This window comes from Streptomyces virginiae (assembly GCF_000720455.1).
Classification (GTDB): Bacteria; Actinomycetota; Actinomycetes; order Streptomycetales; family Streptomycetaceae; genus Streptomyces; species Streptomyces virginiae.
This window is the reverse complement of record NZ_JOAK01000039.1, coordinates 34,876-47,899: the sequence shown is the minus strand read 5'-3', so window position 1 is coordinate 47,899 and position 13,024 is coordinate 34,876. Positions and strand designations below refer to the sequence as shown.

General features: G+C 73.6%; 17 protein-coding genes. 9 read left to right on the top strand and 8 right to left on the bottom strand.

Features of this window, described 5'->3' with window-relative positions; all coding sequences use genetic code 11:
* Positions 1-159: 159 nt before the first annotated feature.
* Positions 160-846, bottom strand: a complete 687-nt coding sequence (locus IG86_RS0134560; RefSeq protein WP_030823476.1) for a copper homeostasis protein CutC — start codon at positions 844-846, stop codon at positions 160-162.
* Positions 847-956: 110 nt separating this feature from the next.
* On the opposite strand from IG86_RS0134560, the gene IG86_RS0134555 reads away from it, so the two are divergent.
* From IG86_RS0134555 to IG86_RS0134545, 3 genes are all read left to right on the top strand, one after another.
* Positions 957-1,643 (top strand): HD domain-containing protein, encoded by a 687-nt coding sequence (locus tag IG86_RS0134555; RefSeq protein ID WP_030823473.1) that lies wholly within the window; start codon positions 957-959, stop codon positions 1,641-1,643.
* 73 nt (positions 1,644-1,716) lie between these two features.
* Positions 1,717-2,943 (top strand): Cmx/CmrA family chloramphenicol efflux MFS transporter, encoded by a 1,227-nt coding sequence (locus IG86_RS0134550; RefSeq protein ID WP_051785564.1) that lies wholly within the window; start codon positions 1,717-1,719, stop codon positions 2,941-2,943.
* Between the two features lie 149 nt (positions 2,944-3,092).
* On the top strand, positions 3,093-4,364 hold the full coding sequence (locus tag IG86_RS0134545; protein ID WP_030823468.1) for a serine hydrolase domain-containing protein: 1,272 nt from the start codon (positions 3,093-3,095) through the stop codon (positions 4,362-4,364).
* 34 nt (positions 4,365-4,398) lie between these two features.
* On the opposite strand, the gene IG86_RS0134540 is transcribed toward IG86_RS0134545, so the two are convergent.
* A complete protein-coding gene (locus tag IG86_RS0134540; RefSeq protein ID WP_030037438.1) occupies positions 4,399-4,668 on the bottom strand; it encodes a DUF4031 domain-containing protein in 270 nt (89 codons plus the stop codon).
* 7 nt (positions 4,669-4,675) lie between these two features.
* Complete coding sequence (locus IG86_RS0134535) at positions 4,676-5,050, bottom strand: hypothetical protein (RefSeq protein WP_030663127.1); 375 nt, start codon at positions 5,048-5,050, stop codon at positions 4,676-4,678.
* 481 nt (positions 5,051-5,531) lie between these two features.
* Here IG86_RS0134535 and murQ point away from each other — a divergent pair, with 481 nt between their 5' ends.
* The 4 genes from murQ to IG86_RS0134515 are packed head-to-tail and all read left to right on the top strand — an operon-like array spanning position 5,532 to position 9,028.
* Positions 5,532-6,461, top strand: a complete 930-nt coding sequence (murQ, locus tag IG86_RS0134530) for an N-acetylmuramic acid 6-phosphate etherase (protein ID WP_030902207.1) — start codon at positions 5,532-5,534, stop codon at positions 6,459-6,461.
* A gap of 32 nt (positions 6,462-6,493) precedes the next feature.
* On the top strand, positions 6,494-8,005 hold the full coding sequence (locus IG86_RS0134525) for a PTS transporter subunit EIIC (RefSeq protein WP_030902205.1): 1,512 nt from the start codon (positions 6,494-6,496) through the stop codon (positions 8,003-8,005).
* 40 nt (positions 8,006-8,045) lie between these two features.
* Positions 8,046-8,444 carry a hypothetical protein gene (locus IG86_RS0134520; protein WP_030902202.1) on the top strand — a complete coding sequence of 133 codons (399 nt, stop codon included), beginning with the start codon at positions 8,046-8,048 and terminating at the stop codon, positions 8,442-8,444.
* Positions 8,441-9,028 (top strand): GNAT family N-acetyltransferase, encoded by a 588-nt coding sequence (locus tag IG86_RS0134515; RefSeq protein WP_030902200.1) that lies wholly within the window; start codon positions 8,441-8,443, stop codon positions 9,026-9,028. Before IG86_RS0134520 ends, IG86_RS0134515 begins: the two co-directional genes overlap by 4 nt.
* Before the next feature lie 16 nt (positions 9,029-9,044).
* On the opposite strand, the gene IG86_RS0134510 is transcribed toward IG86_RS0134515, so the two are convergent.
* The 4 genes from IG86_RS0134510 to IG86_RS0134495 all read right to left on the bottom strand — a co-directional run bounded on the left by IG86_RS0134510 (position 9,045) and on the right by IG86_RS0134495 (position 10,465).
* Complete coding sequence (locus tag IG86_RS0134510) at positions 9,045-9,464, bottom strand: PIN domain nuclease (protein ID WP_030663137.1); 420 nt, start codon at positions 9,462-9,464, stop codon at positions 9,045-9,047.
* Positions 9,455-9,661, bottom strand: coding sequence for a type II toxin-antitoxin system VapB family antitoxin (locus IG86_RS0134505; RefSeq protein ID WP_030663139.1), 207 nt, complete (start codon positions 9,659-9,661; stop codon positions 9,455-9,457). Before IG86_RS0134505 ends, IG86_RS0134510 begins: the two co-directional genes overlap by 10 nt.
* A gap of 70 nt (positions 9,662-9,731) precedes the next feature.
* Entirely contained in the window at positions 9,732-10,250 is a 519-nt protein-coding gene (locus IG86_RS0134500) for a hypothetical protein (protein WP_107056314.1), read from the bottom strand.
* Complete coding sequence (locus IG86_RS0134495; RefSeq protein ID WP_030823456.1) at positions 10,247-10,465, bottom strand: hypothetical protein; 219 nt, start codon at positions 10,463-10,465, stop codon at positions 10,247-10,249. The genes IG86_RS0134500 and IG86_RS0134495 overlap by 4 nt, the downstream gene beginning before the upstream one ends.
* A gap of 115 nt (positions 10,466-10,580) precedes the next feature.
* Here IG86_RS0134495 and IG86_RS0134490 point away from each other — a divergent pair, with 115 nt between their 5' ends.
* Together IG86_RS0134490 and IG86_RS0134485 are read left to right on the top strand one after the other, a co-directional pair.
* The gene (locus IG86_RS0134490; RefSeq protein WP_030902195.1) at positions 10,581-11,408 is read left to right on the top strand and encodes a helix-turn-helix domain-containing protein; all 828 of its coding nucleotides are present in this window, start codon (positions 10,581-10,583) and stop codon (positions 11,406-11,408) included.
* Entirely contained in the window at positions 11,401-11,616 is a 216-nt protein-coding gene (locus tag IG86_RS0134485; protein WP_030823453.1) for a DUF397 domain-containing protein, read from the top strand. Before IG86_RS0134490 ends, IG86_RS0134485 begins: the two co-directional genes overlap by 8 nt.
* Here IG86_RS0134485 and IG86_RS0134480 read toward each other — a convergent pair.
* Complete coding sequence (locus IG86_RS0134480; protein ID WP_030902193.1) at positions 11,603-13,000, bottom strand: outer membrane protein assembly factor BamB family protein; 1,398 nt, start codon at positions 12,998-13,000, stop codon at positions 11,603-11,605. The genes IG86_RS0134485 and IG86_RS0134480 overlap by 14 nt on opposite strands.
* Between the last annotated feature and the right edge of the window lie 24 nt (positions 13,001-13,024).

Below are 13,024 nucleotides of genomic sequence, written 5' to 3'. Positions count from 1 at the left end.
GCCCTCACCTGACCGGGCCCGCACCCCGCACCCCGCACCCCGCACCCCGCACCCCGCACCTCAAACGCCGGCGGGGCCGGATGTGGGTCCGCCCGCCGGGGACGGGGACGGGGTGGGGTGTCGTCCGGGACGTAGAACGTGATTTGTTGGCGCGGCCGGTCAGCCCAGTGCGGCGCGCCATTCGGCGACGGCAGCCGCCGAGACCGGCCGACCCCATCCGTCGGGCCGCGCCGCACCGCCGATGTGGAACGCGTCCACCCCGCCCGCCCTCAGCACCGGCAGGTGGGCGAGCGTCAGGCCGCCGCCGACGAGGATCCGCGCCCCGTACCCCGGCTCGCCACCCCGCCCCGCCTCCGCGAGCAGCACCGCCAGCCCCTCGTCGACCCCGGCCGCCGAGCCCGCCGTCAGGTAGGTGTCCAGGCCGGGCAGGTCCGCCAGCGCCTTGCGCAGCTGGTCCCGGTCCGCCGCACGGTCGATCGCCCGGTGGAACGTCCACGGGCAGCCGTCCAGCTCCGCGACGACCGCCTCGACGGCGGCCAGGTCGGGGCTGCCGTCCGCGTTCAGGAAGCCCAGGACGAACTCCCGCGCCCCCTCCGCCCGCAGCTGACGAGCCGTCGCGGCCAGGACGGACACGTCCCCCGCGGCGAAGCCGTCCGCCTTGCGGATCATCACGCGCAGCGGGATGTCGACCGCCGACCGGATCGCCGCGAAGGTCTCGCGCGCCGGGGTGAGCCCCTCGGCGGCCATGTCGGTGACCAGCTCCAGTCGGTCGGCCCCACCGGCCTGGGCCGCGACCGCGTCCTCCACGTCGAGGGCGATCACCTCCAGGAGCGCACGGTTGCTCATTCGATCCCATCCTTCGAGAAGCCACACAAAATAGGTCTAGTCCAATATCCAGGGTACGTTCCTCCGGCCGCGCTCCACCAGCACAATCACGCCACCCCCACAATGTGCGCATGGACATAGGCACCCCGCACACCGACACGACGGACCTCCGCGCCCGCTGGCGGGCCACCGTCGCCGAGGCCTGCGCCCCCGCCGACCGCGATCCCGACCGCGACCCCGACCGCTACGCCGACCGCCTCCTCGCCGCCTGGGCGGAGCCGCAGCGCCGCTACCACACCACCGCGCACCTGGCCGACGTACTCGCACGCATCGACGTACTGGCCCCGTACGCCGCCGACCCCGCCGCCGTCCGGCTCGCCGCCTGGTTCCACGACGCCGTCTACCGTCCCGACCGCTCCGAGAACGAGGAGCGCAGCGCCGCCCTGGCCGAGCGCGCCCTCCCCGAGCTGGGCGTCGACGCCGCGCGCACGGCCGAGGTGGCCCGCCTGGTCCGGCTCACCGTCACCCACGACCCCGCCCCCGGCGACACCGACGGCGAGGTGCTCTGCGACGCGGACCTGGCGGTGCTGGCCGGCTCCGCGCAGGCGTACGCCGCCTACGCCGCCGCCGTCCGCGACGAGTACGGCTTCGTCCCCGACGACGCCTTCCGCGCCGGCCGCGCCGCCGTACTGCGCCAGCTCCTGGACCTGCCGCGGCTCTTCCGCACGCCCCACGGCACGGCGCACTGGGAGGCCCCGGCCCGCGCGAACCTCGCCGCCGAGCTCGCCGCCCTGACCGCACCGCCGTCACACGAATGACACGCCCGGGGGAATTCGGGGGCGTTCGCACGGGTTGGTGACAGTCATGCCCGCAGTCGCCGCACGCCCCCGCATGCCCGTCGCCGTCTACGTCCTCGGCCTGTCCGTCTTCGCACTCGGCACCAGCGAGTTCATGCTCTCCGGGCTGCTGCCGCCGATCGCCGACGACATGGGCGTCAGCATCCCGCAGGCGGGCCTGCTCATATCCGCGTTCGCGATCGGCATGGTCATCGGCGCGCCCCTGCTGGCCGTGGCCACCCTGCGCCTCCCCCGCCGCACCACCCTCGTCGCCCTGATCGGCGTCTTCGGCCTCGGGCAGGTCGCGGGCGCGCTGGCCCCCTCCTACGAGCTGCTCTTCGCCTCCCGCGTGGTCGCGGCCTTCGCCTGCGCCGGCTTCTGGGCCGTCGGCGCGGCCGTCGCCATCGCCATGGTCGACAAGGACCAGCGGGCCCGCGCGATGGCCGTGATGATCGGCGGCCTGTCGATCGCCAACGTCCTCGGCGTCCCGGCCGGCTCGTTCCTCGGCGAGCACCTGGGCTGGCGCTCCGCGTTCTGGTCGGTCGCCGCGGCCTCCGCCGTCGCCCTCGCCGGCATCCTCGCCCTGATCCCCCGGATCCCGCTGCCCGCCGAGAGGCCGACGCTCCGCCGCGAGCTGCGCATCTACGGCGACCGCCAGGTGTGGCTCGCGATCGGCATCACCGCACTGGGCGCCGGCGGCGTCTTCTGCGCCTTCAGCTACCTGTCGCCGCTGCTCACGGACGTGGCGGGGCTGGACTCGAAGTGGGTCCCGTGGATCCTCGGCCTCTTCGGGATCGGCGCGCTCGTCGGCACGACCATCGGCGGCCGGGTCGCGGACGCGCACCTGTTCGGCGTGATGATCTGGGGCATCACCGCCTCCACCGTCTTCCTGACCGTGCTCGCCCTGCTGGCCCCGGTCGCCGTCGCCGCGATCGCGCTGTCCTTCCTGCTGGGCGTCTCGGCGTTCTTCACCGCCCCGGCGCTCAACGCCCGCATGTTCAACGTGGCCGGCGCCGCCCCGACCCTGGCCGGAGCGACCACGACGGCCGCCTTCAACCTCGGCAACACCGGCGGCCCCTGGCTCGGCGGCACCGTCATCGACGCCGGCCTGGGCTTCTCCGCGACCGCCTGGGCCGGGGCCGCCATGACGGTGACCGCGATCGCCCTCGCCGTGACCGCCCTGCGCCTGGACCGACGTACGCCGCCGCGCGCGACCCGCGTGGTCGCCGCGGGCGCCGGCGCCACCACGGCGGCCCCCGCCGGGGAGCCCGCCCGCGCCTGACCGCGCCCGAGTCGGCCCGACCGCGTCCGGCCCCGCCCGACGCCGCCCCCGCGGTCCCGGTCGCCGCCCCGGAGCCGCCTTCCTACGATGGGAAGGTCGGCTCGGGGATCCGGATACCGCTCGGGGACGCGCGTCAGAGGTGATCCTGCATGGGCCGGTACCGCACGCCCACCGTCTTGGCCGCCGCCTCCCTCCTGCTGACCGCGCTGTGCGCGGGCCAGGCCCCCGCCGCCGCCCCGCCGGGCCGGGTCGGCATCGACGACGTGATCGCCGAGAAGCTCGACGACGCGATCACCGCGGCCATGCGCGAGGCCGGCATCCCCGGCGTGGGCGTCGGCCTGTGGATCGACGGCGACGACGCCTACGTGCGCGCCTTCGGCACCTCCGACAAGACCACCGGCACCCCCATCAAGACCGACATGCACACCCGCATCGGCAGCGTCACCAAGACCTTCGCCGTCACCGGCGTCCTCCAGCTCGTCGACGACGGGAAGGTGCGGCTCGACGCGCCGATCTCGACCTACCTCGACGGGGTGCCCGGCGGCGACCGCATCACCGTGCGGCAGCTCGCCGAGATGCGCAGCGGCCTCTACAACTACACCGAGGACCCGCGCTGGATGGCCGCCTTCAAGGCCGACCCGTACCGCTCCTGGACCCCGCAGCAGCTGCTGGACATCGCCTTCCGGCACCCCGCCGACTTCCCGCCGGGCGCGCGCTGGGAGTACTCCAACACCAACACCGTCCTGCTCGGCCTGCTCGTGGAGAAGGTCAGCGGGCAGCCCCTGCACACCTACCTGCAGCAGCACGTCTTCGCACCGGCCGGCCTGGACGCGACGTCGCTGCCGACCGGCGCCGAGATCACCAGCCCGTACGTGCACGGTTACACGAACTTCACCCCGGACGGCGCGACCGTCGACGCCTCCCAGTGGAACCCGTCCTGGGGCTGGGCGGCCGGCGCGATGATCTCCACCATCGACGACCTGCACAGCTGGGTCCCGACCCTGGTCAGCGGGCGGCTGCCGGACGGCGACCGGCTGCTGGAGCCGGACACCCAGGCCCAGCGGCTGCGGATGCTGCCCACCGGGCACCCCGACGTGGGCTACGGGCTCGGCATCGCCGAACTCGACGGCTGGATCGGCCACAACGGCGAGCTGCCCGGCTACGAGACCGTCGCCGTCCGGCTCCCGCAGGCCCGCGCCACCATGGTGATCGTGGTGAACTCCGACGTCGACGGGAAGTTCGGCAGCCTGAGCTCCCTCATCGCCAACAGGATCACCAAGATCGTGACCCCGGAGCACGTCTGGGACCTCCCGGCGGCGGCGCAGCCCAACCCGGTCCCGCAACCGTCCGCATCGCCCGCGTCACCTGCGACACCTGCGTCGCCCGCGTCACCTGCGTCGCCCCCGTCGCCGAAGCCGTAGGGCCGTTCGCCCCTGGCCTTCGGCCCGACACGACCTAGGCTGCCGGCCGGCCCTTCGGGCGGCGCAGGCCGGCCGCGGTGAGGCGGCGGACGAGTTCCTTGCTGCCGACCTCCACCGCACCCGCCCCGACCGCGTCGGCGTACCGGTACGAGGGCACGTCGTAGTGGTCCCGCTCGAAGGCCCGCGGCGGACAGCCGATGCCCGCCGCGAAGGCGTGCAGCTCCTCGTACGAGACGTCGCTGACCAGGTGCGACCACATGCGGCCGTGACCCGGCCAGGTCGGCGGGTCGATGTAGACGGTCACCGGCGGCTCACCGGAGGCCGAAGACCGGGCCGAGGCCGCCGACCGCGGCCACTCTCACGCCCGCCTCCGAGCACACCCAGTGCGGGTCGGGTCCCAGCTCCGGCTCCACGTCCAGCGCGTGCGGATCGCCGTGGTTGCAGACCGGGCACAGCGGCCAGCGCCCGTACTTCTCCAGCAGCGAGTCCTGCACGTCCTGGGCGACGAGCCCCGGTAGGTAGTCGACGCCCTCCGGCCACTGCTCCACCCACCACCGGCGGTGCGTGACCGAATCCTCGACGAGGGAGACGACATCGGCATCGGCGACCTCACCTGCGGCGAGATCGGCGAGCACGAGTGCGCGGGCGACGTGCAGCGCCTGTTCCAGGGGGGTCGTTCGGTCCATGGGCCCATTGTGGACCTGCCGGGTACCGGTGAAGAAGGCCCGGCCTGCCGTGGGCCCAATGGCGGATTGACCACCACCCCGCCTGAAAATAGCTTTCAGGCGTGACCAAGGAGCCGAAAGGGCCTCCCGGCCGCCCGCCCGGACGCCCACCCCGCGCCCCCTCCCACGCCCGCAGCGCCACCCCCACAGGCCCCCGGGCCGGGGCGAAGCCGAACCCAGCCCCGCCGGCGTTCGAGGCGCCGGGTCTGGGGCGGAGCCCCAGGAGGCCGGCCGGAAGCCGGGTGCCCTCGCTGCGGGCCGGGGCCGGGGTGGGGGCCGGGCCCGGGGCCGGGCCCGTCCCCGGCGGGGCACAATCCGGCCCCGGCGGGCGGAGCCACGTCCAGCCCCGCCCGCGTTCGAGGCGCGGGGTGCGGGGCGGAGCCCCGGAGGCCGCCGCTACCGAAGCCCGCACCCACCGCCGAACCGCCGGAGGCCCCCGCCCATGACCGCGAACGCCGAACTCCGCGCCCAGCTGGAGACGCTGACCACCGAGGCCTTCCGTCCCGAACTCGCCGAGATCGACCGGCTGTCCACCCTCGACATCGCCCGCACCATGAACGCCGAGGACGCCACCGTCCCGGCCGCCGTCGCCGCGCAGCTGCCGCAGATCGCCGCCGCCATCGACGCGATCGCGGAGCGGATGGACCGCGGCGGCCGCCTCGTCTACGCCGGCGCCGGCACCGCCGGCCGGATGGGCGTCCTGGACGCCAGCGAGTGCCCGCCCACCTTCAACACCGACCCGGCCGACGTCGTCGGCCTGATCGCGGGCGGCCCCTCCGCCATGGTCAAGGCCGTCGAGGGCGCCGAGGACTCCCCGCAGCTGGCCGCCGAGGACCTCGCCGCGCTGCGGATCGGGCCGGACGACACCGTCATCGGCATCTCCGCCTCCGGCCGCACCCCGTACGCGATCGGCGCCGTCGAGGCCGCCCGCGGCCGCGGCGCGCTCACCGTCGGCCTGTCCTGCAACGCCGGCTCGGCGCTCGCCGCCGCGGCCGACCACGGCATCGAGGTCGTCGTCGGACCCGAACTCCTCACCGGCTCCACCCGCCTGAAGGCCGGTACCGCGCAGAAGCTCGTCCTCAACCTCATCTCGACGATCACCATGATCCGCCTGGGCAAGACCTACGGGAACCTCATGGTCGACATGCGCTCCTCCAACGAGAAGCTGCGCGCCCGCGCCCGCCGCATCGTGGCCCTGGCCACCGGCGCACCCGACGAGGAGATCGAGGCCGCGCTGACCGCCACCGGCGGCGAGGTCAAGAACGCCGTCCTCGTCGTCCTCGGCGAGGTCGACGGCCCGACCGCCGCCGAACTCCTCGCCGCCTCCCGCGGCCACCTCCGCGCGGCCCTCGCCCACACCCGGACCCGCTGACCCCACCCCCCTACGGCAAGGCGACCACCACCATGTCCCCTGAGTCCACTGACAAGAACCGCGCCACGGCCGCCGCGATCCTCCCCCTGGTCGGCGGCCCGGACAACGTCACCTCGATCGCGCACTGCATGACCCGCCTGCGCATCTCGCTGCGCGACCGCTCGCTCGTCCAGGACGAGGCCCTCCGGGCCCTCCCGGCGGTGCTGGGCGTGGTGGAGGACGACACCTACCAGATCGTGCTCGGCCCCGGCGCCGTCGCCCGCGTCACCCCGGAGTTCGAGGCGCTCGTCGAAGAGGGCCGCTCGGCCGCGCCCCCCGCCGCCGCCCACCCGGTCACCGCCGACGAACTCGCCGCGCAGGGAGCGGCCCTGAAGGAGGCGCAGAAGGCGCGCAACGCCACCCCCTTCAAACTGATGCTGCGCCGCATCGCGAACATCTTCGTGCCACTGATCCCGGCCCTCATCGGCTGCGGGATCATCGCCGGCCTCAACGGCATGCTCATGAACCTGGGTTGGCTGCCCGGCGTCGTCCCCGCACTCGCCGCCATCGCGTCCGGCTTCATGTCGCTGATCGCGGTGTTCGTCGGCCACAACACCGCCAAGGAGTTCGGCGGCACCCCGATCCTGGGCGGCGCGGTCGCCGCGATCATCGTCTTCCCGGGCGTCGCGAAGATCACCGCCTTCGGGACGGAACTCAGGCCCGGCCAGGGCGGCGTCCTCGGCGCGCTCGCGGCCGCCCTGCTCGCCGTGTACGTGGAGAAGCGCTGCCGGCGCCTGGTCCCTGAGGCCCTGGACGTCCTGGTCACCCCCACCCTCACCGTCCTGATCTCGGGCCTGGTCACCCTCTTCGGCCTGATGTTCCTCGCCGGTGAGGCCTCCGCCGCCATCGGCACCTTCGCCGACCGGCTGCTGTCCACCGGTGGCGCGTTCGCGGGCCTGGTGCTGGGCGGGCTCTTCCTGCCGCTGGTGATGCTCGGCCTGCACCAGGCTCTGATCCCCATCCACACCACGCTCATCGAGCAGTCCGGCCACACCGTCCTGCTGCCGATCCTCGCCATGGCGGGCGCGGGCCAGGTCGGCGCGGCCATCGCCGTCCACTGCCGGCTCCCGCGCAACGGCTCGCTCCGCGCCACCATCAGGTCGGCCCTCCCGGCGGGCTTCCTCGGCGTCGGCGAGCCGCTGATCTACGGCGTCTCCCTGCCGCTCGGCCGCCCCTTCGTCACCGCGTGCGTCGGCGGTGCGGCCGGCGGCGCCTTCGTCGGCCTCTTCAACCAGCTGGGCATCGCCTTCGGCTCCACCGCCATCGGCCCCTCCGGCTGGGCCCTCTTCCCCCTGCTGGACGGCACCTCGAACCTGGGCGTCACCGTCGCGATCTACGCGGGCGGCCTGCTGACCGGCTACCTCGTCGGCTTCACCGCCACGTACTTCTTCGGCTTCACCCGCCAGATGCTGACCGACCTCAACACCGACCCGGCCCCGGCGGCCCCCGACCCGGCCGGCCCCGCCGACCCCGCCGACCCGGCCAAGACACCGGCCATGACATAGCCACTGGCCTGCGGGGCCCGGCCCGGGCGAGGCTGTCCGCATGAAGCTCCCCGTCAGCGCCGTCCGCGCCACCGATCGGCTCGACGTCGTCCGCGTCAGCGCCGGCCCCGCACGCCGGGGCGAACCGATGACCGGCGAGGTGACTGCCCGCTGGGAGGGCGCCGAGGCAGCCGGAGCCCTGACCCTGATCGGGAAGCTTCCCACCGCTCAACAGACGCTCTGCGGCTTCGCCCCCGGCTGGGGCGTCCGGGCGTACGGCGGCGATCCGGCCGCACCGCCTCTCTTCGAGGCCGCGTTCTGCTACGGCTGCGACGAGGCGTGGCTCTGGGGCCCGGCGGTCCCGGAATACCTGGGCCGCCAGCAGTTCGACTCGGGCTCCCCCAACGCCCAGTACCTTCTGCTGCGCTTCCGTGAGGCGGCGGGGATGATCGGACCATGATCGATTCCATACCTCCCGTGGTCCCGTCCGGCCGGATGCGCGAACTGCCGCATCCGGAACTCGCCCTCCCCGGCGGGATGTGCCTGCGCCCCTGGACCGCGGACGACGCCCCCACGCTCGTCGCGGCGTACCACGACCCGGACGTCCGGCACTGGAACCGCCCGAGCCGGCTCGACCTGGCCGGGGCCGAGGAGCGGATCGCCCTCTGGCGCGAACGCTGGCAGGCGGAGAAGGCCGGGACCTGGGCCATCGCCCCCGAAGGCGGCCGGGCCGTCGGCCTGATCGGCATCGCCGACATCGACCTGGCGGGCGGCAGCGGCGAGATCATCTACTGGCTGCTGCCCGCCGGGCGCGGCACCGGAGTCACCGTGAAGGCCACCGACCGGCTGGCCCGCTGGGCCTTCGACGACCTCGGCCTGCACCGCGTGCGCATCACGCACTCCGTCGCCAACCCGGCCTCCTGCGCCGTCGCGACGAAGGCCGGCTTCCCCCTGGAGGGCACCATGCGCGGCGCCCTCCTCCACGCGGACGGCTGGCACGACGAGCACCTCCACGCCCGCCTGCGCACGGACACCGCCCCCTAGGCCCAGCCCGACCCGGCTACGGGACGGACCCCTGTTCCACCACCCACTCCACAGACTGACCTGTGACCTTGGCGATGCCGTCGTAGTCGGCGTCGTAGTGGAGTACCACAGCGCCATGGCGCTCCGCTGTCGCAGCGATCAGCAGGTCGGCGAGCGACGCGCGCCGATGATCACCGCTCTGGGCGAGTAGACCCTGCACCTCGACGGCCCGTTCGCCAATCTCATCAGTGAGCGGGAGCCAGTCGAAGCCTCGGCGTACGGATCTGCCGCGTGCGTGGTCTTCGGCGTTGCGCGCGCTGTACAGAATCTCGAGGTCCACGATGGCGCACGTCGCGAGAAGGCCCCGCTCCAGAAGCGGTATCAGCCGGTCCCGGACTGCTGGCAGATGCATCCGGGCCCATGCACTCTTGTCGACCAGGTACTTGGTCACCGCCACGCACCCCGCATCACGTCCGGGTCGCGCAGGTCGTCGAAGACGCCCTCGTCCATCAGTTCCACGAAGCGCCGCCGCCGGGCAGCGGCCACGAACTCAGCCAGCGCTCCATTGATCGTCGCTCGCTTCGTCGTCGTGCCCAGTATCTCCGCCGCCTCGGCAAGAAGTGCATCATCCAGGTCCACCATGGTGCGCGACATCGGAGCCTCCAGGCATACGGATCGGATCAATTTGTATGCCATCCTACGGCCGAGCGGGCGGGTCCGCCCCTCACGTGCCGGCATCGTCCGCCCCGCCCGCCGTGCGCAGGAAGCGGGCCAGGTCGTCCATCGAGTAGCCGACGTGCGGCCCACGGTCGGCCGCCATCAACAGCAGCCGCCCGACGTTCAGCGCGCCCCGGTCGCCGGGGCCGTCGGCCCCCAGCCCGGACATCAGCAGCCCGTGCTCGTCCCGGATCTCGGCGCACGTCGCGGCGACGGCGTCCAGCAGCCGCCCGCCGGGCCGTTCGCAGCGCAGCGTGAAGCAGCCCTCGGACTCGTCCACCACGCAGCCCTGCGGCGGCCGCGCCCGGAGCGCGTCGTGGCGCGGATCGCCGTCACCGCCGTGGAGCAGCGTGAACCGCTGCCACCCCGGCGGCGGAGGAGCCGGCGGCCCGCCCCTCCACCCGGCGTCGGCGAGGTCCTTCTCCAGCCAGCACAGCTTCCAGGCCAGCTCGAACTCCCAGCTCCCCGCCATCTCGAAGAACCCCTCCAGCGCCGCCTCCACCCGGGGCCGGCCGCACTCGCTCACGGGTGGGCCCGCTCGTGGAGCACGGCGGCCAGCCGGAGCGCGGTGTCCAGGTTGCAGCGGCCCAGGTCGACCAGCGGCAACCCGTACGTACCGGCCGCCGAGACCCGTTCCACGTCCAGGGAGGGGAACACCACGCCCACCCCGTCAAGGGCCTCCTTCAGCTCCCGTACGGCCTCCTCGACCGCCCGGATCCGTTCCGTGGGAGTGAGCACCATGACATGTCACCTTTCTACTCTGAGTGGTCGGGTTCTGCACACAGAGTGGTGATCAGCTGGCTAGCCTTTCAAGGAAGCACCGAGAACAACCCCACCTGTTGGCCTTGGAGTTGCCATGGCAGGTAAGAACCTCGACCCGTCCTCCTCACCCCGCGCCCTGCTCGGCGCCGAACTGCGCGTGGCGCGCGAAGCCGCGGGGCTGAGCCAGGCCGAGTTGGGCGAACCGCTCTTCGTGAGCGGCTCGTTCATCGGCCAACTCGAAGCGGGCACGCGCCGGATGCACATCGAATTCGCCCGCCAGATAGACGACATCCTCAGCACGAACGGCTTCTTCGTCCGCAACTGCGGCGCGGCGGCCAAGTCCAAGTACCCGGACCACTTCGCCGAGGCGGCCGAGGCCGAAGCCATGGCGAAGACGATCCGCGACTACGCGCCGCAGCTGATCCCTGGCCTGCTCCAGACCGAGGCATACGCGCGGGCGGTATGTCGCGCCTACCAGCCGACCGCACCGGAGCAGGTGATCGACGAGCTGGTCGAAAGCCGTCTGGCTCGCGCATCGCTCCTCGTTGATCCAACTACCCCACTGTTGTGGTGCGTGTTTGACGAGGCGGTCATCCGGCGCGAAGTCGGCAGTCGCAAGGTGATGGCCGAAGCCCTGCGGCACATCATTGCCCTGGTCCGAACGCACCGGATCATCGTCCAGGTGATTCCGTTCAGTGCGGGCGCGCACGCGGGGATGATGGGGCTCCTCAAGCTGATGTCCTTCGATGACGCCCCCCAGCTGTCCTACGCCGAAGGCAACGGAACGGGGCGGCTGTTCGACGATCCGGCCACGGTTGCCCGGCACGTGCTGAACTACGATCTGCTCACGGCCAGTGCACTCTCGCCTCGGGAATCATTGACCGTGATCGAGTCCGCGGCGAAGGATTACGAGCATGCCTGAATACGACCTGTCGGCGGCCATATGGCGCAAGTCGAGCTACAGCGGCGGTGACGGCGGCGAGTGCCTGGAGATGGCCACCTGGCCGAAGGACACCCCCGGCGAGGCCAGCGCCAGCGCAACGGTTCCCGTCAGGGACTCAAAGGTGCCCGGCGGGCCCCACCTGACCTTCGGCGGGCCCGCCTGGAAGGCGTTCCTCACCAGCCTGTGACCCGCCTCAGGGCCACGTACGACGGCAGTTCGCCCCCGGGGTCGAGGTTCACGAAGGTGTAGCCCTCGGTGCCCGTCGGGTAGATCTCGAACCGGCGGCCCAGCGGGACGTCCCGCAGGATCGTGGGCTCGGCCTTCCGCCTGCCCGTGGCGCCGTCCAGGTGCCACAGATGTGTCCGTGCGGCGGTCGACGTCACCACGTCGACCCCGCCCGGGGCGCGGCCCTGCGCGAGGCCCAGGACCGTGGCCCCGTCCAGCCCGGCGTGCCACACGCGGTGGCCGTCCAGCAGGGAGTACGCCGAGACCCCCGGGACCTTGCCCTTCACCGGGAGGACCAGCAGGTCACCGCTGACCAGCGGGCCCGGCTCCGTCAGGAGGTCCTCGCTCGGGCCCGACACCGGCACGGCGCCCCGCTCGCGCCCCGCGTCGTCGAACAGCCGCACCGCGTCCCCCGCCCGCAGCGCGATCGGCCGCGCCGACAGCACCCGCAGCTCACCCGAGGAGATCCGCAGCGGGGTCTGCCAGGCCGGCGTGCCGGTCCGCGCGTCCAGGGACGTCAGCCGCGCCGTGCCGGCGCCCGGGCAGTCCTCCACGAACAGGATCCGCTCGGCGACCCCGTCGAGCGCGCGGGCCCGGCAGCCGGACGGGACCGGCATCCGCCAGCGTTCCTCGCCGCCGCGCAGGTCCAGGCCGAGGAGGGCGCCGTCCGTGACGACGGCGGCCGTGCCGTCCACCACCGCCACCGACGGTGAGTTCACGTCGGCGGAGGGAGCCGCCGGAAGGTCCTTGGCCCACAGTTCGTCGTCCTGCCGCAGGTCCACGGCCGACACCCGGGTGCCGCAGCCGCCCGGAGGCCGAGCGGCCGCGACCAGTCCGACGCCGTGCGCGACGGTCCGGCTCAGGGCGCAGAAGGCGGTGCCCTCGGGGGCGGCCCGCCCTCCCGCAGAGCGGCCCTCGCCGTTGTAGATGCGCAGCCCGTCGGTGCGGGCCCGTACGAGCCCGTACGAGGGGAGCTGCCAGGCGCCGACGGGCCGGGCCTGCTCCGGGTTCTCCGCCTGCCACCAGGTCCACGCGTACGCCTGCGGGCCGCGCATCCACGCGTACCCCTGCCAGGCCGGCCACAGCGCGGCCAGCGCGAGCGCCGCCGCCAGCCAGCGGACCGGCGCGCCCCGGCTCCCGCCGCGCCCGCGCGCCAGCAGTACGTACGCGAGCAGACCCAGGGCGGGGGTGAGGAGCAGCAGCCATCCCCTGCCCCGGGTCCATTCGACGAAGGCCATGTGGCCGAGCAGCAGCAGGTACAGCCCGGTCACGGCGGCGACGGCCGTGCCGGAAACGAACAGGGCGCGCGGCATCCACCGCGCGCCCTGCGATGTGTGGTCGTCCATGATCCCCCTCGGGGGCAGCCTAGT